The sequence below is a fragment of the Burkholderia sp. AU30198 genome, from assembly GCF_020419825.1.
GTDB lineage: Bacteria > Pseudomonadota > Gammaproteobacteria > Burkholderiales > Burkholderiaceae > Burkholderia.
Map to the genome: position 1 here is coordinate 188,889 of NZ_JAIZSA010000014.1, position 24,420 is coordinate 213,308.

Below are 24,420 nucleotides of genomic sequence, written 5' to 3' on the forward strand. Positions count from 1 at the left end.
GGTTCATCGTGAACGGGGGCGATGGCCGGCATGCCGAGAATAGCGCCAATGCTTACATATTGCATACGGATCGCCGGATACATGTCGTATGTGAGACAGTCCTCGGATCAATGTGATATTTCGGACATGAAAAACTGCTAATGTCGCCTCTTTCGGACTTGGATCCCAGCACTACCGCCGGAAGTGGCCTGAGCCGGCATCGACCCATTCATCCATGACAAGAAATCGCTTCGTTATGCGGCGTGTCGCCACGACTCTGATCGTCGCCGGCATCATCGTCTCGCAGGCCGCCTACGCTCAGGTCACGCTCAACTTCGTGAATGCGGATATCGACCAGGTCGCCAAGGCGATCGGCGCCGCAACCGGCAAGACCATCATCGTCGACCCTCGCGTGAAGGGGCAGCTCAACCTCGTGGCCGAACGGCCGGTGCCGGAAGACCAGGCGCTGAAGACGCTGCAGTCGGCGCTGCGCATGCAGGGCTTCGCGCTCGTGCAGGATCACGGCGTGCTGAAGGTCGTGCCCGAAGCCGACGCGAAGCTGCAGGGCGTGCCGACCTACGTCGGCAATGCGCCGCAGGCGCGCGGCGACCAGGTGATCACGCAGGTGTTCGAGCTGCACAATGAATCGGCGAACAACCTGCTGCCCGTGCTGCGGCCGCTGATTTCGCCGAACAACACGGTGACGGCCTACCCGGCGAACAACACGATCGTCGTGACCGACTACGCGGACAACGTGCGGCGCATCGCGCAGATCATCGCGGGCGTGGACAGTGCCGCGGGCGCGCAGGTTCAGGTCGTGCCGCTGCGCAACGCGAACGCGATCGACCTGGCCGCGCAGCTGCAGAAAATGCTCGACCCGGGCGCGATCGGCAACAGCGACGCGACGCTGAAGGTGTCGGTCACGGCCGACCCGCGCACCAACTCGCTGATGCTGCGCGCCTCGAGCGCGTCGCGTCTTGCGGCCGCGAAGCGCCTCGTGCAGCAGCTCGACGCGCCGAGCGCGGTGCCCGGCAACATGCACGTCGTGGCGCTGCGCAACGCTGATGCGGTGAAGCTCGCGAAGACGCTGCGCGGCATGCTCGGCAAGGGCAGCGGCAACGACAGCGGCTCGTCGGCGTCGTCCAACGATGCGAACAGCTTCAACCAGAACGGCGGCTCGTCGTCGAGCGGCAACTTCTCGACCGGCACGTCCGGCACCCCGCCGCTGCCGTCGGGCGGCCTCGGCGGCTCGTCGTCCTCATCGTCGTCGTACGGCGGCTCGTCCGGCGGTGGCGGGCTCGGCAGCGGCGGCCTGCTCGGTGGCGACAAGGACAAGGGCGACGACAACCAGCCCGGCGGGATGATCCAGGCGGATGCGGCGACCAACTCGCTGATCATCACCGCGTCGGATCCGGTCTACCGGAACCTGCGCTCGGTGATCGACCAGCTCGACGCACGGCGTGCGCAGGTCTATATCGAAGCGCTGATCGTCGAGCTGAACTCGAACACGCAGGGCAACCTCGGCATCCAGTGGCAGGTGGCGAGCGGCCAGTTCCTCGGCGGCACGAACCTGGCACCCACGGCCGGCACCGGTCTGGGCAACAGCATCATCAACCTGACGACGGGCGGCACGGCCGCCACCGCCGGTCTGGCCGCGAATATCGCGGGCCTGAGCCAGGGCCTCAACGTCGGCTGGCTGCACAACATGTTCGGCGTGCAGGGGCTCGGTGCGCTGCTGCAGTATTTCGCGGGCGTGAGCGACGCGAACGTGCTGTCGACGCCGAACCTGATCACGCTCGACAACGAGGAAGCGAAGATCGTCGTCGGCCAGAACGTGCCGATCGCGACCGGTTCGTATTCGAACCTGACGAGCGGCAATACGAACAGTGCATTCAATACCTATGACCGTCGCGACGTCGGCCTGACGCTGCACGTGAAGCCGCAGATTACCGACGGCGGGATCCTCAAGCTGCAGCTCTACACCGAGGATTCGGCGGTCGTCGCGGGTACCACGAGCGCGCAGACCGGCCCGACCTTCACAAAGCGCTCGATCCAGTCGACGATTCTCGCGGACAACGGCGAGATCATCGTGCTCGGCGGCTTGATGCAGGACAACTACCAGGTGTCGAACAGCAAGGTGCCGCTGCTCGGCGATATCCCGTGGATCGGCCAGCTGTTCCGTTCCGAATCGAAGATCCGCGCGAAAACCAACCTGATGGTGTTCCTGCGCCCGGTGATCATCTCCGATCGCAGCACCGCGCAGGAAGTCACGTCTAACCGCTACGACTACATCCAGGGCGTGACGGGTGCGTATAAGTCGGACAACAACGTGATCCGGGACAAGGACGATCCGGTCGTCCCGCCGATGCCGATCGGCCCGAGCCAGGGCGGCACGGCCGCGGGCAACCTGTTCGATCTCGACAAGATGCGTCGCCAGCAGCTGCAGCGCCAGGTGGTGCCGGTTCCGGCGCAGCCGTTGCCGGAGGCGACGCCCGCGCAGCCGCAGAGCGTGCCGCAGCAGGCGGTGCCGCAACAGCCGCTGACGGCCACGCCGGGAGCGTCGCAGTGAGCGACGTGCTCGCCTCTTCCGCCCACGACGGCGCGCCGGGCGAACGGCAGCCGCCGTCGCCGCTCGCCGCGCGCCTGCTGCCGTACGGCTTCGCGAAGAGCGGCCAGGTGCTGATCGCGCACCAGCTCGACGACACGCTCGAGGTGTGGATCAGCGAACGCACGAGCGACGCCGCGCTCGCGGAGATCGCGCGCAACTTCGGCTCGATCTCCGTGCACCGCGTGCCGGCCGACGAGCTCGCGCAGGCGATCAACCATGCGTACGCACGCCAGGACGGCAGCGCCGCGCAGGTGGTCGGCGAGGTCGAAGGCGAAGTCGACCTGTCGCGGCTGATGCAGGACATCCCCGAGGTCGAGGATCTGCTCGAATCGGAAGACGATGCGCCGATCATCCGGATGATCAACGCGTTGCTCACGCAAGCGGCGCGCGAACAGGCATCGGACATCCACATCGAGCCGTTCGAGAACGCATCGGTCGTGCGCTTTCGCGTCGACGGCACGTTGCGTGACGTCGTGCGGCCGAAGAAGGCGCTGCACGGTGCGCTGATCTCGCGGATCAAGATCATGGCGCAGCTCGACATCGCGGAGAAGCGCCTGCCGCAGGACGGCCGCATCACGCTGCGCGTCGGCGGCCGGCCGGTCGACGTGCGCGTGTCGACGCTGCCGACCGGGCACGGCGAGCGAGCGGTGCTGCGTCTGCTGGAAAAGGATGCGGCGCGGCTGAACCTCGAAGCGCTCGGGATGGGCCGCGACACGCTCGGCCAGTTCGACAAGCTGATCGCACGCCCGCACGGCATCGTGCTCGTCACGGGCCCGACCGGTTCGGGCAAGACGACCACGCTGTATGCGTCGATGTCGCGGCTCGAAACCGCGACGACCAACATCATGACCGTCGAGGATCCGATCGAATACGATCTCGGCGGCATCGGCCAGACGCAGGTGAACGAGCGGATCGGGATGACCTTTGCCCGCGCGCTGCGCTCGATCCTGCGCCAGGATCCGGACGTGATCATGATCGGCGAAATCCGCGACCTCGAAACCGCGCAGATCGCGGTGCAGGCATCGCTGACGGGCCACCTCGTGCTCGCGACGCTGCACACGAACGATGCGGCATCGGCCGTCACGCGTCTGACCGACATGGGCGTCGAGCCCTACCTGCTCGCGTCGTCGCTGCTCGGCGTGCTCGCGCAGCGGCTCGTGCGGCAGCTCTGCCCCGTCTGCAAGGAAGAACGCCAGGAAGAAGGCCGCACCGTGTGGCATCCGGTCGGCTGCGACAAGTGCGGGCATTCGGGTTATTCGGGCCGGCGCGGTGTATACGAACTGCTGCTGGTCGACGAGTCGATCCGCTCGCTGATCCACCGCAATGCGGCCGATGCCGAGATTCTCGCCGCCGGCCGTGCGGAAGGGATGCGCACGCTGCGCGACGACGCCGAGCGCTGGCTCGCGTCGGGCGCGACGTCGCTCGAGGAAGTGCTGCGCGTGACGGGAGGCGCATAGCGCGATGCCGGCATTCCGTTTCGAAGCAATCGATTCGGCGGGACGCGCGCAGAAAGGCGTCATCGATGCCGACAGCGCGCGTGCCGCGCGCGGCCAGCTGCGCACGCAGGGCCTTACGCCGCTCGTCGTCGAGCCGGCCGCCAGTGCGACGCGCGGCGCGCGGTCGCAGCGGCTCGCGTTCGGCCGCAAGCTGTCGCAGCGCGAACAGGCGATCCTCACGCGCCAGCTCGCGAGCCTCCTGATCGCGGGGCTGCCGCTCGACGAAGCACTCGGCGTGCTGACCGAGCAGGCCGAGCGTGACTACATCCGCGAACTGATGGCCGCGATCCGCGCCGAGGTGCTCGGCGGCCATTCGCTCGCGAATGCGCTGGGCCAGCATCCGCGCGACTTCCCGGAAATCTACCGCGCGCTCGTCGCGGCGGGCGAGCACACCGGCAAGCTCGGCATCGTGCTGTCGCGCCTCGCCGACTACATCGAGCAGAGCAACGCGCTGAAGCAGAAGATCCTGCTGGCGTTCACGTATCCGGGGATCGTCACGCTGATCGCATTCGGTATCGTCACGTTCCTGCTGAGCTACGTCGTGCCGCAGGTCGTCAACGTGTTCGCGAGCACGAAACAGCAGCTGCCCATGCTGACGATCGTGATGATGGCGCTGTCGGATTTCGTGCGGCACTGGTGGTGGGCGATCCTGATCGCGGTCGTGCTGATCGTGTGGTTCGTGAAGTCGACGCTGTCGCGCGACGGGCCGCGTCTCGCGTTCGACCGCTGGGTGCTGACCGCGCCGCTCGCGGGCAAGCTCGTGCGCGGCTACAACACGGTGCGCTTCGCGAGCACGCTCGGCATCCTCACCGCGGCGGGCGTGCCGATCCTGCGCGCGCTGCAGGCGGCCGGCGAGACGCTGTCGAACCGCGCGATGCGCGCGAACATCGACGACGCGATCGTGCGCGTGCGCGAAGGCTCCGCGCTGTCGCGCGCGCTGAACAACGTGAAGACGTTTCCGCCGGTGCTCGTGCACCTGATCCGTTCCGGTGAAGCGACGGGCGACGTGACGACGATGCTCGATCGCGCGGCCGAAGGCGAAGCGCGCGAGCTCGAGCGTCGCACGATGTTCCTGACGAGCCTGCTGGAGCCGCTGCTGATCCTGGCGATGGGCGGCATCGTGCTCGTGATCGTGCTGGCCGTGATGCTGCCGATCATCGAGCTGAACAACATGGTGCAGTGACGGCCTGACCGTTGGTCGGGCCGTCGCCTTCTGCTTCAGCGCATGTAGATCGCCGGGGACGGCGTGTTGGCGGGCAGCTGGACTTCGGTGCGGGCGCCGTTGCGCTCGACGATGATCGAGCGGGGGCGGACTTCGGCGAGCTTCGCGCCGGACGTGACGTCCGCGCCAAGCGACACGGCACGCGGCGGTTCGCCGCCGACGCCGACGATCGCGGCACCGCCGTGGTCGAGCGCGAGGATGCCGAACAGGTGGATGTCCTGCACGGGATTCTTGTCGAGCTGACCGCCGAAGAGCGCCGCGGCGTCCTCGGTGCGGATCGGCAGCCGCGCGGCGGCGGCGGGCAGCGGCGCTTCGCGAGCCGACAGCGTGACGACCCAGTAGGTGGCCGTCGCGCACAAACCCGCGAAGAGGGCTAGGGAGAGGATCCGGATCGAGAGCGCGTTCATGCGCGCTATTGTACGGATGTATATGAAATTTGCGTTGGGTGAAAGCCCTCGGCAATGCGCGCCTTACAATGCGTGCTCCGCGCCTGCGGGTTCGGAAGGTTGCCGTCAGGCAATCGTCCGATGTGTCGGGCGCGTCACGCAACCAACGACATTTTTTGGAAAGAGGTAGTCAGTCATGCAAACGTGGATCACTCGCCGCAACGCGGCCGTGCGTCGTCAGCGCGGTTTCACGCTGATCGAGATCATGGTGGTGGTCGCGATCCTCGGGATCCTGGCGGCACTGATCGTGCCGAAGATCATGAGCCGCCCGGACGAAGCGCGCCGCATCGCCGCGAAGCAGGACATCGGCACGATCATGCAGGGGCTCAAGCTGTACCGTCTCGACAATGGCCGCTACCCGACCCAGGAGCAGGGCCTGAACGCGCTGATCCAGAAGCCGTCCACCGATCCGATCCCGAACAACTGGAAGGACGGCGGCTATCTCGAGCGCCTGCCGAACGATCCGTGGGGCAACGGCTACAAGTACCTGAACCCGGGCGTACACGGCGAGATCGACGTGTTCAGCTACGGCGCCGACGGCAAGGAAGGCGGCGAAGGCAACGATTCCGACATCGGTTCGTGGCAATAAGCCTTCACTGACCGTCCCGACGCATCGTTCCCGTTCTTCATGCTCGCCATTCGCACGACCTCCCGCTGCGGCCGCGCTTGCCGTTCGCGTCGCGGCGCGGCTGCGTCCGTACCGGCGCGTGCCGACGGCGGGCGGGCGTCGCACGGTGTGCGGCGTGATCGCGCACGCGGCTTCACGCTGCTCGAAATGCTGGTGGTGCTGGTGATCGCCGGGCTGCTCGTGTCGCTCGCGTCGCTGTCGCTCACGCGCAATCCTCGCACCGATCTGCGCGAGGAAGCGCAGCGCATCGCGCTGCTGTTCGAGACCGCCGGCGACGAAGCGCAGGTGCGTGCCCGGCCGATCGCGTGGCAGCCGACCGCGCACGGCTTCCGGTTCGACGTGAGCTCGCCCGACGGCTGGCGCACGCTGCGTGACGACTTGCTGCGCCCGCGTGACTGGGACGGTGGCGTCACGGGCGCCGACATCGACTATCCGGGGTCGGACACGCACGCGAATCGTGTCGTGTTCGGCATCGAGAGCATCGACACGCCGGTGCGCGTGACGCTGCATTCTGCCGTCGGAAGCGCGACGATCGTCGGCACCGGCAACGGCCGCTACGAGGTGCAATGACGATGCGTCGTCGCCTGCCCTTCCCCGTTGCTTCATCGCGCCGCCCTTCCTCGAGGGGGCTTTCTGCGGCCCACCCCGGGAGTACTTCCTCCGGCGCGCGCGGTTTCACGATGATCGAAGTGCTGGTCGCGCTCGCGATCATCGCGGTCGCGCTCGCCGCGTCGATCCGCGCAGTCGGCACGATGGCGAACAACGCGTCCGATCTTCATCACCGGCTGCTCGCCGGCTGGAGCGCCGACAACGCGCTCGCGCAGATGCGCCTCACGCATGCGTGGCCGGAGATCGGCGAGCAGAGCTTCGACTGCTCGCAAGGCAACGTGCAGCTCGTCTGCACGCAGCGCGTGAGCACGACGCCGAACCCCGTGTTCCGGCGCGTCCGGATTTCGGTGAGCATGCCCGGGCACACCGGCGTGCTCGCACAGATGGTGACGGTGGTCGCGAATGAAACCAGCCGTCCGCTCTGACGCGCCGATGCGCCGCCCGCTCGCCCGCCCCGCCCGCGGCTTCACGCTGATCGAGCTGATGATCGCGATCGCGATCCTCGCGGTGGTCGCGATCCTCGCGTGGCGCGGGCTCGACCAGATCATGCGCGGACGCGACAAGGTTGCGGCCGCGATGGAAGACGAGCGCGTGTTCGCGCAAATGTTCGACCAGATGCGCATCGACGCGCGGCTCGCCGCGACCGACGACGAGGCCGGCCAGCCGGCGATCGGCGTCGCCGGCAATACGCTGCAGATCGTCCGCGAACTCGAAGTGCCGGGCGCTGCGCCGCGGCTGCAGGTGGTCCGCTACCGGATCGCCGGCGGGCGCGTCGTGCGCTATGCGTCGCCGCCGATCGACGACGCGAACCGGTTGCGCAGCGTGCTGAAGGACAGCGGCGTCGAAGGCTGGAGCTGGGTCGCGCTGATGGGCGGCGTCGGTGCGATCGACGCGAAGCTGTACGTGCCGCGCGTGGGCTGGACTACCAACCTGCAGACGGCCAACGACGCGCTCGCGCAGAACAACGATGCGCTCAAGGTGCCGCAGCTCGGCAACGCGCCGCCTGCGCGCGCGGTGACGGGGCTGCAGGTCAGCATCGGCGCGACGTCGCTGCGCGTGCCGGTCACGCGCATCTTCCTCGTCGGGGAATGACGATGCGCGCGCGCCCTCACAGCTCATGGCTTGTCGCCCGTGCCGCCGGTCGCGCACCGGCACGCGGCCGCCAGCGCGGCGCGGCGATCATCACCGCGCTGCTCGTCGTCGCGCTGTCGGCGATCCTGGTCTCGGGGATGCTGTGGCGCCAGCAGGTGCAGATCCGCCGCATCGAGAATCAGCGCATGCTCGCGCAGGCGCAGTGGGTCGCACGCGGCGCGCTCGACTGGACGCGGATGATCCTGCGCTCCGAAGGCGACACGGCACCCGGCATCACGTATCTCGGCGGCATCTGGGGCGTACCGATCGCAAAGACCAAGTTGTCGGATTTCCTCGGCCGGATCGGCGCGCCCAACGACACCGGCGGCGAAGACACCTATATCTCCGGCTCGATCGAGGACGCGCAGGCGAAGTTCAACCTGCGCAACCTGGTGGCGTCGCCGGCGCCCGGCGTGCTGCAGTTGAACGTCATGCAGGTCCAGGCATTCCAGCGCCTGCTGACGACGCTCGGCTACGACGGTGCGTTCGCGAAGCGCATTGCGCTGCAGGTGCGCGCGAGCCTGCTGAATTCGGCGACGCGTTTCCAGATGCCCACGCTGCCGGGTGCCGGCACGGCACCGCCGGTCACCGCGCCGGTGGCGTCTGATCAGCAAGGCGGCGGCGGCTTCACCGACGATCCCGGCATGACGGGCGGCGACCGCGGGCCCGCGCCGCTGATGATGACGGGCGTCGACAGCCTGCTCGACGTCGAGGGCGTGACGCCCGAGATGGTCGCGCGGCTGCGCCCGTTCGTCACCGTGCTGCCGACCACGACGCCCGTGAACATGAATACCGCGCCGGCCGAGGTGATCGCGGCGCTGATGCCGGGGATGAGCGTGTCGTCCGCGCAGGCGCTCGTGTCGCGCCGCGAGACCGTGTTTTTCCGCAACGTCGGCGACGTGCAGCTCGCGCTGCGCGGCGCCGGTGCACCGAACGTGACGCTCGACGCGAGCGTCGTCGACGTCAATTCGAGCTATTTCATCGTGCATGGCCGGATCCAGCACGATCGCGCGGAGGTCGATCGCACCTCGCTCGTGTATCGTGATCCGACCACGCACTCGACACGGGTCGTGCGCATCCGCGACCAGCTATAACGACGCCAATCGGGAGAGGAGCTCTTGTGAGCACGTTGATTGTTTCTTTGCCGCCGCGCGAGCCTGCCGTGCCGTTGCAGGAATGGCAGTGGCCCGAGCTGCCGTTCACGCTCGTCGACAAGGCCGGCCATGTGCAACGCGCCGGCCGTACCGCGCTCGCGCTGCTGCCGCGCGCGAACGCGACGGTGCTGATCGTCGCCGCGCGCGACGTGCTGCTGCTGGCCGCGACCGTGCCGCCGCTGAAGGGACCGAAGCTGCGCCAGGCGCTGCCCAACATCGTCGAGGATCAGCTGATCCAGGATCCGCTCGGCTGCCATATTGCGCTCGATCCGGACGCGCTGCCCGACGGGCGCCGCGTGCTGGCCGTCGTCGATCGCGCGTGGTTCCGTACGATCTGCGAGGCGTTCACGGCGGCCGGCCACCGGCACCTGAGCGCCGTGCCCGCGACCCGCTGCCTGCCGGTGCCGCACGCGTCCGCCGCACCGGCCGACAGCGAAGTCGATGCCGCCGCGGTTGCCGCCGACGCCGTCGAGGCGCCGCCGGCCCGCCCGGCGACGGTAGCCGCGGTGCTCGGCCTCGCGGCATCGGTCGAACCGGCGCTGGTCGAGGCTGGCGCGCAGCCGGCTGCGGGCGGTGCACCGCGCCTCGAACTCGCGGTCGCGCGCGGCGCGCTCGGCGAAGGCTTCGCGGCGCCGGCGTCGCGCGCGGCCGGTACGCTTGCCGCGCTCGCGGGTGGCGGCGACGTCGAACTGTACGAACTCGGCGAACCGGGCGCGGAGCCGCGGCTCGCGTCGGTCGGCCGTGCCGACGGCCCGTTGCTGTCGGGCGCCGCGCCGCTGTCGTTCGACGCGTTCGCACGGCGCGCGCTGACCGAGAAGCTCGACCTGTGCCAGTTCGAATTCGAATCGCAGCCGTGGCGCTTCGACCGCGCGACGGTGAAGCGCCTGCGCGTGCCGCTCGCCCTCGTTGCGGCGACGCTTGGCGTGGCGGTGATCGGGATGAACCTGCACTGGTGGAAGCTGTCGCGCGAGCGCGATGCGCTGTCCGCGCAGATCACCGAGACGCTGCTGTCCGCGTTCCCGAAGACGACGACGGTGCTCGATCCGCCCGCGCAGATGCAACGCCAGCTTGACCAGTTGCGCCTGGCGGCCGGCGAGCTGTCGCCGAACGATTTCCTCGCGCTGTCGAGCGGGCTGTCGCGCTCGATGGGCGCGCTGCCGCTGAACGGCATCGCGTCGCTCGACTATCACGACCGGAAGCTCGACGTCGGCTTCAAGCCGGAGGTCAAGGTCGATCCCGATTTCACGCAGCGCCTCGCGCGTAACGGACTGTCCGGCGAAGTCGACAGCAACACGGGCAAATGGACGATCCGGAGCCGCTCATGAAGACCGAACAACTGAACCAGACGCTGGCCCAGTTCTGGGGCGAGCGCACCCAGCGCGAAAAGATGCTGCTCGGCTGGGGCGGCACCGTGCTGGCGGTTGCGATCGCGTATTCGGTGCTGTGGTCGCCTGCCCAGGAAGGCCGTGCGCGGATCCAGCGCGAGCTGCCGACGATGCGCCGCGAGCTGGCGCAGATGACCGCGCAGGCGAACGAGGCGAAGTCGCTGACGGCCGCCGCGCAGGGTGTGGCACCGACCGGCCTCGCGCTGAAGGATGCGCTGACCGCGTCGCTGTCCGATCACGGGCTGCAGGGCGCGCAGGTGCAGATCGTCGGCAACGGCGTGCAGGTCCAGATGAAGAACGTGTCGTTCCCGGCGTGGACGCAGTGGCTCGACGATGCGCGCCGGCAGTTCAAGGTGCAGGTTGGCGAGGCGCATGCGACTGCGCTGAAGGACGACGGCCAGGTCGACCTGACGGCTGTGATGCAACCGTCTACGCAGAAATGACGCAGTGGATGACGCAAGTGGCGGTCGGCCGATGAGGCCGGGGATCAAGCGGCTCGCCACCGCATTGCCGTGGGTACTGGCGGGTGGCCTGGCGATGGCGGTGACGCTCGTCGCGCTCGCACCGGCCGCGTGGATCGCACCGCAGTTCGCACGCGCGACCGGCGGGCACGTGAATCTCGTCGATCCCGACGGGTCGCTGTGGCATGGCTCGGGCACGCTGATGCTCGCGCCGGGCGCCGACCAGAGCGCGGCGACGCTGCTGCCGGGCCGGGTCGAATGGACCACGGGTTTCTGGCCGCTGCTGACCGGGCGCGTGCAGATGCGCATGCGGCAGACCGACGCGATGCCCGATGCGGTCACGCTCGATGCGACGTGGCGCGGCGCGGTGCTGTCGGCGGGCACGATGGCCGTGCCCGCGTCGCTGCTCGCGGGGCTCGGCACGCCGTTCAACACGCTCGACCTGCAGGGCGACGTGCGGCTCGGCTGGAGCGACTGGCGCCTGATCGGCAACAACGCGTTCGGCCAGCTGACGGTGACGATCGACTCGATGAGTTCGCGCGTATCGCGCGTGAAGCCGCTCGGTTCGTACCGCGCGGTGCTGCAGGCGAAGGGGGCCGGCGCCGACCTCGACCTGTCGACGACGCACGGCCCGCTGTTCCTCGACGGCCACGGCAACTTCGGCCCGGGCCAGGGATCGTTCCGCGGCACCGCGCATTCGGCGCCCGAGCAGCAGGCGAACCTCGCGGGGCTGCTGAACCTGCTCGGCCACCCGATCGGGAACAACGAGGTGTCGTTGATCTTCGGCGACGCGCAGCGCTGACGCGCGCGTCGCCCTTTCCTTCCTACTGCTGCGCGAGCGGCGCGGCGACCGACGGTGCGCTGGCCGCGGGCGCGGCCGCACCGGACGCCGGCACGGGTGCAGGCGCCGCCATGTCGCCGTTCTCGCGCGCCATTTCCGCGACGTTCCAGCCGCCGCCGAGCGCCTTCACGAGCCCGACCGACGACGTCATCCGTTGCCCGGCGATCGTCGCGAGCTTCTGCTGCGCGGTGAACGCGGTGGTCTGCGCGGTCAGCACGTTCAGGTAGGCGACCGTGCCGGCCTTGTACTGGTTCGTGACGATCGCGAGCGAATGCTCGGCGCTGTCGACGGCCTGCCGCTGCACGTCGATTTCCTGCGCGAGGATGCGCTGCGACGCGAGGTTGTCCTCGACGTCCTGGAACGCGGTGAGCACCGCGAGGCGGTACGCGGCGACGTCCTGGTCGTAGGTCGCGCGCGCGGCGTCGGTCTGCGCGGCGCGCAGCCCCGCGTCGAACAGCGTGGCCGCGAGCTGCGGGCCGACCGTCCAGAAGCGTGCCGGCAGCGTGAACAGCTGCGACCACACCGAGCTCTGGAAGCCGCCGGTGGCCGACAGCGTGAGCGTCGGGAAGAACGCGGCGATCGCGACGCCGATCTGCTCGTTCGCGGCCGCCGCACGGCGCTCGGCCGCGGCGATGTCGGGCCGGCGCTCGAGGATCGCGGACGGCACGTCGACCGGCGTGATCGGCGGCTCGGCCGTGAGCGGGTTCGGCGGCAGCGAGAAGGTCGATGCCGGTTCGCCGATCAGCGTCGCGATCGCATGCTCGTACTGCGCGCGCGCGACGCCGTTGTCGATCGACGCGGCCTGCGCGCTCTGCAGCTGCGTTTGCGCCTGGATCACGTCCGCGCGTGCGGCAACGCCCTGCGCGTACTGGTTCTGCGTGAGCGTCAGCGACCGCTGGTACGACTTCACGGTGTCGTCGAGCAGCTTCTGCAGCGCATCGGACGTGCGCAACTGGAAATAGGTTTGCGCGAGCAACGCCTGCTGCGACAGCCGCGCGTTCGCGAGATCGGCCGCGGCGGCCGCTTCGCCGGCGCGCTGCGCGCTGACGGTACGGCTCACCTTGCCCCACAGGTCGGGCTCCCACGATGCGTCGAGGCCGATGCTGTAGTTCGTGCCGATCGGGCCGCCGCTGACGCCGCTGCTGGCGGCCGACGACGACACCGCGGAGCGCGAGCGCGTCGCCGAGCCCGTGAAGCCGACGGTCGGGAAATACGCGGCGCGCGCCTCGGTGACGAGTGCACGCGCCTGCCGGTACGCAGCCGCCGATTGCGCGATGGTCTGGTTCGACGCGTTGAGCCTGCCGATCAGCGCATCGAGCTGCGGATCGTTGTAGACCGTCCACCACGCGCCGCGGTCGGTGCGGTCGGCGGGCTGCGCGACCTTCCAGCCGGCCGGCGCTTCCTTGTACGCGGCGGGGATCGACGTGTCGGGCCGGTGATAGTCGGGCCCGACGGCGCAGCCGGCGAGCAGCACGGCCGTCGCGACGGCGACGGCGGCGCTCAGCGGGCGAAGGGCGCGCGGGAGGGAGGCGTACGGCATGGTGATTTTCCTGTCTGGGCGCGACATCCGGCGAGCGGCGTCGCGCGATGCGGTCGTCGTGCCGCTGGCGGACAAATGGTAACTGACGGCGGGAAAGCTGCGCAGCCCCAAGGGTACGGTGCACGGCGACAGGAATGTGTTACCGGCGCGAGCGGCCGGTTTACCGGCCATTACGACTCGCTGACGGGAAGACGGGCGTGCGCCGCCGGCCGTGCGGGGCGCGGCCGGCGCTCAGTCGGAGCAGTCAGGAAGGCGGGAGACGCGCGATGTCAGTGGCAGCGCGCGGGCAGCGGGAGCGGTTCGGCGGCGGACCGCCATGTCGACGGCTCCGTCGCGGCCGGCTGGCCCGTGCGGCGAGCGCCGTCTTTCGCGTTGCGCTGCCGGCGATGATCGAACCATGCGAACCCGAGCGCCGCGAGCGAGCCGCCCGGCACCACCAGCATCGTCACGTACAGCGCGATCTTCCAGCCGCGGTGCGGCCCGGAAAACGCATGATGAGCGGTATCGGTCAGGTTGCGGCGCAGCGCGCCGGCGGCATTTTTCAGGAACAGCATCGCGAACATCCTCGGGGTGCCCGCAGCGCGGGCGCATCGGTCAGAACATAGTCTCCGGCAGTGCAACATGCACGTCGTAACTGGTTGCCTCAAATAATATTGACTAAGCAATCAATTTTCAAGATACTGGGCGCGTTTAAATCCGAAACGCACTATTGCTGCGCGCGCAATCGCATGACCGGCGGCCTTTACGATCCCGAGAACATCGCGCTGGAAACGAGCCTCGGCTATTACCTGTCGAAGGCGAAGCAGGCGCTCGTCGAGCGGATGGACCGTGCGCTCGAGCCGCTCGACCTCACCGCGCAGCAGATCGGCGTGATCCTGCTGCTGTCGCGCGGCTACGCGCGCACGCCGTTCGAGCTGTCCCGCAAGATGTCGTACGACAGCGGTTCGATGACGCGGATGCTCGACCGGCTCGAACGCAAGGGGCTGGTCGCGCGCTCGCGCAGCGAGCAGGACCGCCGGATGATCGAGCTGACGCTGACCGAACGCGGCACCGAAGCCGCCCGGGCGCTGCCGTCGCTGATCGCGACCGCGCTCAACGCGCAGCTCGACGGTTTCTCGGCTGACGAGCTCGTGACGCTCACCGGCCTGCTGCAGCGCTTCATCGCCAACGGGCCCGGCTCGACCGGTTGCCCGAAACCCGACGACGAAGCGGACAGCTGATGTGCGCGGAGGCCCCATGTCTAGGTTAAGCATTCGCTTATTTATCTGTCTGGGCAGAAGATGACAGGGCACGCGCTCCCCTTTTTCCCTTATCCGATCCACCCGGCCGGGCTGCGCTGCGGCGCACACCCGTGCGTTGTGCCGGCGCGTCGCGCGCGCCGCGTCTAGGAGATTCCGATGTCCGCCACCACGGCATCCACCGCCGAACCCGCCGCTTCGCCCGCGCCGCTGTCCGGCGGCGCACTCGCGCTGCTCACCGTCGGGCTCGCGCTCGGCACCTTCATGGAAGTGCTCGACACGTCGATCGCGAACGTCGCGGTGCCGACCATCTCGGGCAGCCTCGGCGTCGCGACGAGCGAAGGCACCTGGGTGATCTCGTCGTACTCGGTCGCGTCCGCGATCGCGGTGCCGCTCACCGGCTGGCTCGCGCGGCGGGTCGGCGAGGTGCGCCTGTTCACGCTGTCGGTGCTCGCGTTCACGGTCGCATCGGCGCTGTGCGGCCTCGCGACCAACTTCGAGACGCTGATCGCGTTCCGGCTGCTGCAGGGCCTCGTGTCGGGGCCGATGGTGCCGCTGTCGCAGACCATCCTGATGCGCAGCTACCCGCCCGCGAAGCGCGGGCTCGCGCTCGGGCTATGGGCGATGACGGTGATCGTTGCACCGATCTTCGGCCCGTTGCTGGGCGGCTGGATCAGCGACAACTACACGTGGCCGTGGATCTTCTACATCAACCTGCCGATCGGCATCTTCTCGGCGACCTGCGCGTATTTCCTGCTGCGCGGCCGCGAGACGAAGACGTCGAAGCAGCGGATCGACGCGATCGGCCTCGCGCTGCTCGTGATCGGCGTGTCGTGCCTGCAGATGATGCTCGACCTCGGCAAGGATCGCGACTGGTTCAACTCGACGTTCATCGTCGCGCTGGCGCTGATCGCGGTCGTGTCGCTCGCGTTCATGCTCGTGTGGGAGGCGACCGAGAAGGAGCCGGTGGTCGACCTGTCGCTGTTCAAGGATCGCAACTTCGCGCTCGGCGCGATGATCATCTCGTTCGGCTTCATGGCGTTCTTCGGCTCGGTCGTGATCTTCCCGCTGTGGCTGCAGACGGTGATGGGCTACACGGCCGGCAAGGCCGGCCTCGCGACCGCGCCGGTCGGGCTGCTCGCGCTCGTGCTGTCGCCGCTGATCGGCCGCAACATGCACCGGCTCGACCTGCGGATGGTCGCGAGCTTCGCGTTCATCGTGTTCGCCGGCGTGTCGATCTGGAACTCGACGTTCACGCTCGACGTGCCGTTCAACCATGTGATCCTGCCGCGTCTCGTGCAGGGGATCGGCGTGGCGTGCTTCTTCGTGCCGATGACGACGATCACGCTGTCGAGCATCTCCGACGAGCGGCTCGCGAGCGCGTCGGGGCTGTCGAACTTCCTGCGCACGCTGTCGGGCGCGATCGGCACCGCGGCGAGCTCGACGTTCTGGGAGAACGACGCGATCTACCACCACGCGCGGCTGTCGGAATCGGTGAGCGTGTATGCGCAGAGCACGACCGACTACCAGGGCGCGCTGTCGCAGCTCGGCATCGTCGGCCAGACGGCCAATGCGCAGCTCAACCAGCTCGTCACGCAGCAGGGCTTCATGATGGCGACCAACGACTTCTTCCTGCTGTCGGCATTCATGTTCGGCGCGCTCGCGTTGCTCGTGTGGGTCACGAAACCGAGGAAGGGCGCGGGGCCGGCGATGGGGCATTGAAATCGGCATGACTGTCGGCGGGCGCTCTCGGCGGAGGGGCTGGCCTTGCTTGCTTTCCTCGATTGAACTAAGCTAACAGGATATTTGAACTTAGTTCAATTGGAGGATGCAATGCATACCTACAACATGCACGACGCGAAGACGAACCTGTCGCGTCTGATCGACGAAGCCGTTCGTGCCGGCGAGCCGTTCGTGATCGCGAAAGCGGGCAAGCCGCTCGTCAAGGTGGTCCCGATCGATACACCGACCCCCGTCCGGCCGAGCCGGATCGGCTTCATGAAGGGGCAGATCAATGTCCCGGACGATTTCGACACGATGGGGAGCGACGAAATCGGCAAGCTGTTCGAGGGTGACGCATGAAGTTGCTGCTCGACACACACTTGCTTCTTTGGGCGGCAGCCGGTGCGGCCGAGCTACCCGCCCGCGCCAGCGCGCTCATCGAGGATCCTGCCTGTACACCGCTTTTCAGCGTTGCGAGCCTCTGGGAAATCGTCATCAAGCGTGGACTGGATCGCGACGATTTCCAGGTAGACCCAAACGTGCTCCGTCGCAATCTCCTTGATGTCGGCTACGTGGAATTGCCGATCACGAGCGCGCATGCACTTGCGGTCGAACAACTGCCGTCGATTCACCGCGATCCGTTTGACCGTCTCCTGGTCGCCCAGGCGATCTCTGAAGGCATCACGCTGCTCACGCACGACCATACCGTCGCCCGCTATCCGGGTCCGATCAAGCACGTCTGATTGCGCCGGGCATCGGCCGGGCCTCACTCCCTCGCCCGCAACCCGCCGAACGCCAGGTCGTCACCCGGCGCGATCGGCAGCGTCGCCCGCGCCACCTCAAGCCACGCGCGCGCCGCGTGCGACAGATACCCCTTCTTCAGCCAGCCGAGCGCGATCGCCCACGTGATCTCCGGCTCGACGATCGGCCGGCACGTGAACTGGCCCGCGTCGAGCCGCCGGCAATACGGCTCGGGCAGCAGCGCGATGCCGACCCCCGCATGCACGAGCGCGGCCATGAAATCCCAGTGGCCGCTGCGGCTCACGATCGACGGCGTGAAACCGACCTGCCGGCACGCGTCCAGCACCGCGTCGTGCAGCGCGAGGCTTTCCGCATAGAACACGAACGACTCGCGCGCGAGATCCGCGAGCGGCACGGCCGCGTGATCCTCCCAGCGCGACTCGCGAGGTGCGACGAGCCACAACGGCGCGCGCACCATCGGCAGCCGCTCGAAGGTGCCGGGGTCGACCGGCTCCAGCAGCCCGCCCAGCTCCAGCTCACCCGACGTCAGCGCGGCCTCGATCATCCGCGCGCCCTGCTCGAACAGCTTCAGCTCGATGTTCGGATAGCGCTGCTTGTACGCGGCGATGATCGGCGTGAACAGCGAGCCGCCGAGCGGCGGGATCCCGATCGTCAGCTCGCCGCGCCCGAGCGTGCCGAGATCGTTCAGCTCCGACTGCAGCTGCGCCTGCGCGGCGAGCACGTCCTGGCCGCGCTGGAACACGATCCGCCCCGCGTCGGTCAGCACCATCTGCCGGCCGTCGCGCAGCAGCAGCGGCGAGCCGATCTCGTCCTCGAGCGCCTTCACCATCTTGCTGATGGTCGGCTGGGTCACGAACAGCTTGTCGGCGGCCGCCGTGAAGCTCTGCTGGCGAACCACCTCGACGAAGTACCGCAGCGCGCGCAATTCCATCGATGTCTCCCCAAAATGGTGCGGCGATCAAAGGTGAATTCCGAATTGGAATGACAAGGATAGAGACAAGTCATTTTATTTATGGTTAGGGGAAACCCTATACTCCCACCATCAACGGAATATCTGTAGGGAGCCTGCCATGACCAAGCCGACCGCCGCACTCGCCGCCCGCCCCGCCGCTTCGGGCAGCCTGGCACACACGGGCCGGATCGCGCTGCAGGCCGCCGCGCTCGGCGTGCTGTGGATGGCGGTCGACTGGGCGGTGCGCAAGATCGGGCTGCCGATTCCGTCCGGCGTGATCGGCCTCGCGGTGCTCCTCGTGCTGCTGTTCTCGGGCCGCGTCGCACCCGCGTGGGTGAAGGACGGCGCGAACTGGCTGCTGTCCGACATGCTGCTGTTCTTCGTGCCGGCCGCCGTCGCGGCCGTGCAGTACGGCGGGCTGTTCCGCGAGGACGGCTGGCGCATCGCGCTGGTGATGCTCGCCGGCACCGCGTTCGTGATGGTCGCGGTGGCCGTCGCGGTCGACCTCGCCGCGAAGCTCGAGCGCCGGCTCGCCGCGCAGCGCGTGTGCGCCGAACGCCGCCGCACGCGCCTGAGCGCCGTGTCCGCCCACTGAGCCGGAGCCTGCCATGCTTGCCGCATTGTCGAACCTGTCCGCCGACCAGGCGAACACCGCGATCTCGTTCGGCTGCTTCGTGCTGACGGTCGTGCTGTATTTCGCGTCGAAGCGGCTCTACGCGTACAAGAAGACGCTGCTGTTCTCGCCGCTCGTGTTCGTGCCGGGCGTGCTGGTGCTGCTCGTCCTGCTGACCGGCATCCCGTATTCGGTCTACTTCCGCGACACGCGCTGGCTGATGTGGCTGCTCGGCCCGGCGACCATCGCGTTCGCGGTGCCGATCTACGACTATCGCGACCTGATCCGCCGCCACTGGCTGTCGCTGTCGGTCGGCGTGGCAGTCGGGATCGCCGCGGGCGTGTGCGGGTCGCTGCTGCTCGCGAAGCTGCTGCACCTGTCGCCCGAGCTGCAGCGCTCGCTGATGACGCGCTCGGTGTCGACGCCGTTCGCGCTCGCCGTGTCGGACAAGATCCACGCGCCGAAGGATCTCACCGCGCTGTTCGTGATCGCGACCGGCATCTGCGGGATGCTGCTCGGCGAGCTGGTGCTCGCGCTGGTGCCGATGCGCACGCGGCTCGCGCGCGGTGCGCTGTTCGGCGCGGCCGCCCACGGCGTGGGCACTGCGAAGGCGCGCGAGATCGGCAGCGAGGAAGGCGTCGTGTCGAGCCTGACGATGATGATCGCGGGCGTCGCGATGGTGCTGATCGCGCCGCTCCTGACGCTGCTGCCGATCTGACCGGGCGGCTGACGCCCGTCAAGCGCCGGCACGGCCCGATCGTGCCTGCCGCCTTTCGGCGCGACAGACCCCGAGCGACAGAAACGGCGCCACCTTCCGGCCACACCTGCTCCTCTGTCCGCCGGCCCGGAGGCCTTTCCGTACCCGGCATGGCCGCCATCTTCCGGCCACACCCGCTTCGGCCGCCAGCCCGGTGGCCCTTTCCGCCCCCACTTACCCTGCATCCGGCCGACACCCGGCCGACAATCGGCTGAGATAGCCGCAAATCCCCCCTCTTTTCCACCCATCGGGCTCGGCCCGGATGCCGAACAATGCATGCTACGAGACATCACGCACGCATTCACATGGCCTCCACGACCGCAAACCCGACCGCCGACAAGCCGGCTTCGCCCGGCAAGTTCAAGCGCATCGCGCTCATCGCCGTCATCGCGCTGGGCGCGGCGGCCGCCGCAGCCGGCGGCATGTACGTGTTCCTGAGCAAGGAAGGCGTCGGCCATGCGAGCAAGCCCGCCGAGCCGGCACCGCTGGCCGCGCCGGTGTTCTTCCCGCTCGACCCGCTGACCGTGAACCTGCAGTCCGACGACGGCGCGCAGCACTACCTGCGCGTCGGCCTGTCGCTGAAGCTCACCGACCCGAAGGCGCAGGAGCAACTGACCGCGCGGATGCCGGAGATCCGCAGCCGGATCCTGCTCGCGCTGTCGAACAAGCATCCCGAGGAACTTGCGACGCCGGACGGCAAACGTTCGCTTGCGAAGGAACTGCGCGACCTGATCGAGCAGCCGACGCAGCCGGGCAACCAGCGCGCGAAGGTCGACGACGTGCTGTTCACCGAGTTCGTCGTCCAGTAACGCGGCCGCGAAAGGAGCGCGTATGGGTCACCAGGAGTTCATGTCCCAGGAGGAGGTCGATGCCCTCCTCAAGGGCGTCACGGGCGAAACCGATGCAGTCGACGAGCAGCGCGACACATCGGGCGTCCGCCCCTACAACATCGCGACGCAGGAGCGGATCGTCCGCGGCCGGATGCCCGGCCTCGAGATCATCAACGACCGCTTTGCGCGCCTGCTGCGGATCGGCATCTTCAACTTCATGCGGCGCACGGCGGAAATCTCCGTCAGCCAGGTGAAGGTGCTGAAGTACAGCGAATTCACCCGCAACCTGCCGATCCCGACGAACCTGAACCTCGTGCACGTGAAGCCGCTGCGCGGCACGTCGCTGTTCGTGTTCGACCCGAACCTCGTGTTCTTCGTCGTCGACAACCTGTTCGGCGGCGACGGGCGCTTTCACACGCGCGTCGAGGGCCGCGATTTCACGGCCACCGAGCAGCGGATCATCGGCAAGCTGCTGAACCTCGTGTTCGAGCACTACACGACCGCGTGGAAGAGCGTGCGGCCGCTGCAGTTCGAATTCGTGCGCTCGGAGATGCACACGCAGTTCGCGAACGTCGCGACGCCGAACGAGATCGTCATCGTCACGCAGTTCTCGATCGAGTTCGGGCCGACGGGCGGCACGCTGCACATCTGCATGCCGTACTCGATGATCGAGCCGATCCGCGACGTGCTCAGCTCGCCGATCCAGGGCGAGGCGCTCGAAGTCGACCGCCGCTGGGTGCGCGTGCTGTCGCAGCAGGTGCAGGCCGCCGAAGTCGAGCTGACCGCGAACCTCGCCGAGATCTCGTCGACCTTCGAGAAGATCCTGAACCTGCGCGCGGGCGACGTGCTGCCGCTCGAAATCGAGGACACGATCACCGCGAAAGTCGACGGCGTGCCGGTGATGGAATGCGGCTACGGAATTTTCAATGGTCAATATGCGTTGCGCGTGCAGAAGATGATCAGCGCGGGCGATTCGATGAAGGAAGGTGGATATGAGTGAGCTGAACCAGACGCCCGAGGACGACCTGCAAGCGATGGCCGACGCGGCCCTCGCGGCATCGGCTGCCGCCGCGCAGGCGGCACCGGCCGCGGCGGAAGAAGATCCGGGCATGGACGACTGGGCGGCCGCGCTCGCCGAGCAGAACCAGCAGCCGGTGCAGGCTGGCGCGACGGGCGCCGGCGTGTTCCAGCCGCTGTCGAAGGCCGCGGCGACCTCGACGCACAACGACATCGAGATGATCCTCGACATCCCGGTCAAGATGACCGTGGAGCTCGGCCGCACGAAGATCGCGATCCGCAACCTGCTGCAGCTCGCGCAGGGCTCGGTCGTCGAACTCGACGGCCTCGCCGGCGAGCCGATGGACGTGCTCGTGAACGGCTGCCTGATCGCGCAGGGCGAGGTCGTGGTCGTCAACGACAAGTTCGGCATCCGCCTGACCGACATCATCACGCCGGCCGAACGCATCCGGAAGCTGAATCGATGAACGTCGTAGTGCCCGGCCGCCGCGTGCGCATCGCAAGCGCGGCGGCGGCTGCCGCCGCCATTGCGGCGTCGTTTGCCTGCGCGCCGGCCGGCGCTGCCGACATGAACGCGGTGAACAACGCCGGGTCGATCGCGTCGAGCGTGATGGTCGGCTCGGCCGCACCGTCGCTCGGCTTCGGCGCGGTGCTGCAGACGCTGGTCGGGCTCGCGGTCGTGATCGGTCTCGTGTTCGCATGCGCATGGCTCGCGCGCCGCTTCGGCTTCCAGCATGCGCGCCGCGGCGGCCCGCTGAAGGTCGTGTCGAGCGTCGCGGTCGGCGCGAAGGAAAGCGCGACGATCGTCGAGATCGGCGACACCTGGCTCGTGCTCGGCGTCGCGCCGGGCAACGTGCGACTGCTGCATACGCTGCCGGCCGGTTCGGCAACGGCTACCTCGACAGTGGCGTCGGCGTCGACCGACGCGCCCGCCGGCGCCGCGCCGTCCGATGGCGGCCTGCCCGGCACGTTCGGCTCGCGGTTTCGCGACGCGCTCGCGGGCGAAGCCGCGAAGCGCCTCGGTCGCGGCAAGGACCGCTGACATGGCGCCGCGCCCTCTTTCCGACCCCGCATTCCGATGAAACACGCCTTCCTGCATCGCGCGGCGCGCTTCGCGCCCGTGCTGATCCTCTGCCTCGCCCCCGCGCTCGCATATGCGCAGGCGAACGGCCTGCCCGCGTTCAACGCGAGCCCGGGCCCGCACGGCGGCACCACCTATTCGCTGAGCGTGCAGACGATGCTGCTGCTCACGATGCTGTCGTTCCTGCCGGCGATGTTGTTGATGATGACGAGCTTCACGCGCATCATCATCGTGCTGTCGCTGCTGCGCCAGGCGCTCGGCACCGCGACGACGCCGCCGAACCAGGTGCTCGTCGGCCTCGCGATGTTCCTCACCTTCTTCGTGATGTCGCCGGTGCTCGACCGTGCGTACAACGACGGCTACAAGCCGTTCTCCGACGGCTCGATGCCGATGGAGCAGGCGGTGCAGCGCGGCGTCGCGCCGTTCAAGACCTTCATGCTGAAGCAGACCCGCGAGACCGATCTCGCGCTGTTCGCGAAGATCTCGAAGGCCGCGCCGATGCAGGGGCCTGAAGACGTGCCGCTGTCGCTGCTGGTGCCCGCGTTCGTCACGAGCGAGCTGAAGACCGGCTTCCAGATCGGCTTCACGGTGTTCATCCCGTTCCTGATCATCGACATGGTCGTCGCGAGCGTGCTGATGTCGATGGGGATGATGATGGTGTCGCCGTCCACCGTGTCGCTGCCGTTCAAGCTGATGCTGTTCGTGCTGGTCGACGGCTGGCAGCTGCTGATCGGCTCGCTCGCGCAGAGCTTTACGTAAGCGGCGGAGGAAACGCGCGATGACGCCCGAACAAGTGATGACCCTGGCGCACCAGGCGATGATGGTCGGCCTGCTGCTGGCCGCCCCGCTGCTGCTGGTCGCGCTCGCGGTCGGCCTCGTCGTGAGCCTGTTCCAGGCCGCGACGCAGATCAACGAGGCGACGCTGTCGTTCATCCCGAAGCTGCTCGCGGTCGCCGCGACGCTCGTGATCGCCGGCCCGTGGATGCTGACGACGATGCTCGACTACCTGCGGCAGACGCTGCTGCACGTCGCGACGCTCGGCGTCGGCTGAGCCGCGCGCACCACCCGGCGGCGATGTTCTCGGTTACCTACGCGCAGCTCAACGGCTGGCTCACGGCGTTCCTGTGGCCGTTCGTGCGCATGCTCGCGCTCGTCGCGACCGCGCCCGTCGTCGGCCACGCGGCGGTGCCCATGCGCGTGAAGATCGGCCTCGCCGCGTTCATGGCGCTGGTCGTCGCGCCTACGCTCGGCGCGATGCCGGACGTCACCGTGTTCTCCGCGCAGGGCATCTGGATCGTCGTCACGCAGTTCCTGATCGGCGTCGCGATGGGCTTCACGATGCAGATCGTGTTCGCGGCCGTCGAGGCGGCCGGCGACTTCATCGGGCTGTCGATGGGGCTCGGCTTCGCCACCTTCTTCGATCCGCACACGAGCGGCGCGACGCCCGTGATGGGCCGCTTCCTGAACGCGGTCGCGATGCTCGCGTTCCTCGCGGTGGACGGCCACCTGCAGGTGTTCGCCGCGCTCACCGCATCGTTCCAGTCGCTGCCGGTGTCGGCCGACCTGCTGCACGCGCCCGGCTGGCGCACGCTCGCCGCATTCGGCACGACCGTGTTCGAGATGGAGCTGCTGCTCGCGCTGCCGGTGGTCGCGGCGCTGCTGATCGCGAACCTCGCGCTCGGCATCCTGAACCGCGCGGCGCCGCAGATCGGCGTGTTCCAGATCGGCTTTCCCGTCACGATGCTCGTCGGGCTGTTGCTCGTGCAACTGATGGTGCCGAACCTCGTGCCGTTCGTGGCGCACCTGTTCGACATGGGGCTCGATGCGATGGGGCGCGTGCTGACCGGCTGGCGCTGAGCGCCTCCCGCCCCGTTTCCCGTCTGTTCCGGCCCTCCGTTGCTGGAAAACCCCTAAAGGAATCGCCCGCCCGCGAAAGGTAGCGGAAGGT

The 24,420-nt window shown here is 68.4% G+C and carries 28 protein-coding genes; 24 read left to right on the plus strand and 4 right to left on the minus strand.

Features of this window, described 5'->3' with window-relative positions; genetic code table 11:
* Positions 1-214 precede the first annotated feature (214 nt).
* From gspD to gspF, 3 genes are read left to right on the plus strand one after another with little or no spacing between them, the layout of a single operon-like run.
* Positions 215-2,548, plus strand: a complete 2,334-nt coding sequence (gene gspD, locus LGN19_RS27570; RefSeq protein WP_226218205.1) for a type II secretion system secretin GspD — start codon at positions 215-217, stop codon at positions 2,546-2,548.
* Positions 2,545-4,044 (plus strand): type II secretion system ATPase GspE, encoded by a 1,500-nt coding sequence (gene gspE, locus LGN19_RS27575; protein ID WP_174960055.1) that lies wholly within the window; start codon positions 2,545-2,547, stop codon positions 4,042-4,044. Before gspD ends, gspE begins: the two co-directional genes overlap by 4 nt.
* A 4-nt stretch (positions 4,045-4,048) precedes the next feature.
* Positions 4,049-5,266 (plus strand): type II secretion system inner membrane protein GspF, encoded by a 1,218-nt coding sequence (gspF, locus tag LGN19_RS27580; RefSeq protein WP_122944043.1) that lies wholly within the window; start codon positions 4,049-4,051, stop codon positions 5,264-5,266.
* Positions 5,267-5,301: 35 nt separating this feature from the next.
* On the opposite strand, the gene LGN19_RS27585 is transcribed toward gspF, so the two are convergent.
* Positions 5,302-5,712, minus strand: a complete 411-nt coding sequence (locus tag LGN19_RS27585; protein ID WP_043184833.1) for a type II secretion system protein N — start codon at positions 5,710-5,712, stop codon at positions 5,302-5,304.
* Positions 5,713-5,887: 175 nt separating this feature from the next.
* On the opposite strand from LGN19_RS27585, the gene gspG reads away from it, so the two are divergent.
* Genes gspG through LGN19_RS27625 form a run of 8 tightly spaced genes read left to right on the plus strand, consistent with a single transcriptional unit; the run spans position 5,888 to position 11,921 of the window.
* Positions 5,888-6,340 (plus strand): type II secretion system major pseudopilin GspG, encoded by a 453-nt coding sequence (gene gspG / locus LGN19_RS27590; protein ID WP_122944042.1) that lies wholly within the window; start codon positions 5,888-5,890, stop codon positions 6,338-6,340.
* 39 nt (positions 6,341-6,379) lie between these two features.
* Positions 6,380-6,949 carry a GspH/FimT family pseudopilin gene (locus tag LGN19_RS27595; protein ID WP_226218208.1) on the plus strand — a complete coding sequence of 190 codons (570 nt, stop codon included), beginning with the start codon at positions 6,380-6,382 and terminating at the stop codon, positions 6,947-6,949.
* A gap of 2 nt (positions 6,950-6,951) precedes the next feature.
* A complete protein-coding gene (gene gspI, locus LGN19_RS27600) occupies positions 6,952-7,413 on the plus strand; it encodes a type II secretion system minor pseudopilin GspI (RefSeq protein ID WP_264173211.1) in 462 nt (153 codons plus the stop codon).
* Between the two features lie 7 nt (positions 7,414-7,420).
* Positions 7,421-8,080, plus strand: a complete 660-nt coding sequence (locus tag LGN19_RS27605; RefSeq protein WP_413227244.1) for a type II secretion system protein J — start codon at positions 7,421-7,423, stop codon at positions 8,078-8,080.
* A gap of 2 nt (positions 8,081-8,082) precedes the next feature.
* The gene (gene gspK / locus LGN19_RS27610) at positions 8,083-9,213 is read left to right on the plus strand and encodes a type II secretion system minor pseudopilin GspK (RefSeq protein WP_226218213.1); all 1,131 of its coding nucleotides are present in this window, start codon (positions 8,083-8,085) and stop codon (positions 9,211-9,213) included.
* A 26-nt stretch (positions 9,214-9,239) separates the two neighbouring features.
* Positions 9,240-10,598, plus strand: coding sequence for a type II secretion system protein GspL (gene gspL / locus LGN19_RS27615; RefSeq protein WP_226218215.1), 1,359 nt, complete (start codon positions 9,240-9,242; stop codon positions 10,596-10,598).
* Positions 10,595-11,101: a type II secretion system protein GspM gene (gspM, locus tag LGN19_RS27620; RefSeq protein WP_122946572.1), complete on the plus strand. Its 507-nt coding sequence runs from the start codon at positions 10,595-10,597 to the stop codon at positions 11,099-11,101. Before gspL ends, gspM begins: the two co-directional genes overlap by 4 nt.
* A 31-nt stretch (positions 11,102-11,132) precedes the next feature.
* Positions 11,133-11,921: a type II secretion system protein N gene (locus LGN19_RS27625; RefSeq protein ID WP_122944037.1), complete on the plus strand. Its 789-nt coding sequence runs from the start codon at positions 11,133-11,135 to the stop codon at positions 11,919-11,921.
* 22 nt (positions 11,922-11,943) lie between these two features.
* Here the strand turns inward: LGN19_RS27625 and LGN19_RS27630 are convergent, their stop codons facing one another.
* Together LGN19_RS27630 and LGN19_RS27635 are read right to left on the minus strand one after the other, a co-directional pair.
* Positions 11,944-13,500, minus strand: coding sequence for an efflux transporter outer membrane subunit (locus LGN19_RS27630; RefSeq protein WP_226218216.1), 1,557 nt, complete (start codon positions 13,498-13,500; stop codon positions 11,944-11,946).
* A 269-nt stretch (positions 13,501-13,769) separates the two neighbouring features.
* Positions 13,770-14,054 (minus strand): multidrug ABC transporter ATPase, encoded by a 285-nt coding sequence (locus LGN19_RS27635; protein WP_011350474.1) that lies wholly within the window; start codon positions 14,052-14,054, stop codon positions 13,770-13,772.
* Between the two features lie 174 nt (positions 14,055-14,228).
* Between LGN19_RS27635 and LGN19_RS27640 the strand changes: the two genes are divergently transcribed.
* The 4 genes from LGN19_RS27640 to LGN19_RS27655 all read left to right on the plus strand — a co-directional run bounded on the left by LGN19_RS27640 (position 14,229) and on the right by LGN19_RS27655 (position 17,203).
* Positions 14,229-14,720 carry a MarR family winged helix-turn-helix transcriptional regulator gene (locus tag LGN19_RS27640; protein ID WP_122944034.1) on the plus strand — a complete coding sequence of 164 codons (492 nt, stop codon included), beginning with the start codon at positions 14,229-14,231 and terminating at the stop codon, positions 14,718-14,720.
* Positions 14,721-14,897: 177 nt separating this feature from the next.
* On the plus strand, positions 14,898-16,460 hold the full coding sequence (locus tag LGN19_RS27645; RefSeq protein ID WP_226218219.1) for a DHA2 family efflux MFS transporter permease subunit: 1,563 nt from the start codon (positions 14,898-14,900) through the stop codon (positions 16,458-16,460).
* Positions 16,461-16,571: 111 nt separating this feature from the next.
* On the plus strand, positions 16,572-16,820 hold the full coding sequence (locus tag LGN19_RS27650; RefSeq protein ID WP_226218220.1) for a type II toxin-antitoxin system Phd/YefM family antitoxin: 249 nt from the start codon (positions 16,572-16,574) through the stop codon (positions 16,818-16,820).
* Positions 16,817-17,203 carry a type II toxin-antitoxin system VapC family toxin gene (locus LGN19_RS27655; RefSeq protein ID WP_122944031.1) on the plus strand — a complete coding sequence of 129 codons (387 nt, stop codon included), beginning with the start codon at positions 16,817-16,819 and terminating at the stop codon, positions 17,201-17,203. The genes LGN19_RS27650 and LGN19_RS27655 overlap by 4 nt, the downstream gene beginning before the upstream one ends.
* Before the next feature lie 23 nt (positions 17,204-17,226).
* On the opposite strand, the gene LGN19_RS27660 is transcribed toward LGN19_RS27655, so the two are convergent.
* The gene (locus tag LGN19_RS27660) at positions 17,227-18,153 is read right to left on the minus strand and encodes a LysR family transcriptional regulator (RefSeq protein ID WP_011350471.1); all 927 of its coding nucleotides are present in this window, start codon (positions 18,151-18,153) and stop codon (positions 17,227-17,229) included.
* 139 nt (positions 18,154-18,292) lie between these two features.
* On the opposite strand from LGN19_RS27660, the gene LGN19_RS27665 reads away from it, so the two are divergent.
* The 9 genes from LGN19_RS27665 to fliR all read left to right on the plus strand — a co-directional run bounded on the left by LGN19_RS27665 (position 18,293) and on the right by fliR (position 24,329).
* Positions 18,293-18,769 (plus strand): CidA/LrgA family protein, encoded by a 477-nt coding sequence (locus LGN19_RS27665; RefSeq protein ID WP_122944029.1) that lies wholly within the window; start codon positions 18,293-18,295, stop codon positions 18,767-18,769.
* A gap of 13 nt (positions 18,770-18,782) precedes the next feature.
* Positions 18,783-19,505: an LrgB family protein gene (locus LGN19_RS27670; protein ID WP_122944028.1), complete on the plus strand. Its 723-nt coding sequence runs from the start codon at positions 18,783-18,785 to the stop codon at positions 19,503-19,505.
* A gap of 311 nt (positions 19,506-19,816) precedes the next feature.
* On the plus strand, positions 19,817-20,353 hold the full coding sequence (gene fliL / locus LGN19_RS27675; protein ID WP_122944027.1) for a flagellar basal body-associated protein FliL: 537 nt from the start codon (positions 19,817-19,819) through the stop codon (positions 20,351-20,353).
* Between the two features lie 22 nt (positions 20,354-20,375).
* Positions 20,376-21,374 carry a flagellar motor switch protein FliM gene (gene fliM / locus LGN19_RS27680; protein ID WP_043184817.1) on the plus strand — a complete coding sequence of 333 codons (999 nt, stop codon included), beginning with the start codon at positions 20,376-20,378 and terminating at the stop codon, positions 21,372-21,374.
* Positions 21,367-21,858 (plus strand): flagellar motor switch protein FliN, encoded by a 492-nt coding sequence (gene fliN, locus LGN19_RS27685; protein ID WP_122944026.1) that lies wholly within the window; start codon positions 21,367-21,369, stop codon positions 21,856-21,858. Before fliM ends, fliN begins: the two co-directional genes overlap by 8 nt.
* Positions 21,855-22,433 carry a flagellar biosynthetic protein FliO gene (gene fliO, locus LGN19_RS27690; protein ID WP_226218223.1) on the plus strand — a complete coding sequence of 193 codons (579 nt, stop codon included), beginning with the start codon at positions 21,855-21,857 and terminating at the stop codon, positions 22,431-22,433. The genes fliN and fliO overlap by 4 nt, the downstream gene beginning before the upstream one ends.
* Before the next feature lie 36 nt (positions 22,434-22,469).
* Complete coding sequence (gene fliP / locus LGN19_RS27695) at positions 22,470-23,231, plus strand: flagellar type III secretion system pore protein FliP (RefSeq protein ID WP_046550042.1); 762 nt, start codon at positions 22,470-22,472, stop codon at positions 23,229-23,231.
* A gap of 19 nt (positions 23,232-23,250) precedes the next feature.
* Entirely contained in the window at positions 23,251-23,523 is a 273-nt protein-coding gene (fliQ, locus tag LGN19_RS27700; RefSeq protein WP_006491272.1) for a flagellar biosynthesis protein FliQ, read from the plus strand.
* A gap of 23 nt (positions 23,524-23,546) precedes the next feature.
* A complete protein-coding gene (gene fliR / locus LGN19_RS27705; protein WP_226218225.1) occupies positions 23,547-24,329 on the plus strand; it encodes a flagellar biosynthetic protein FliR in 783 nt (260 codons plus the stop codon).
* The last annotated feature ends 91 nt before the right edge of the window (positions 24,330-24,420 follow it).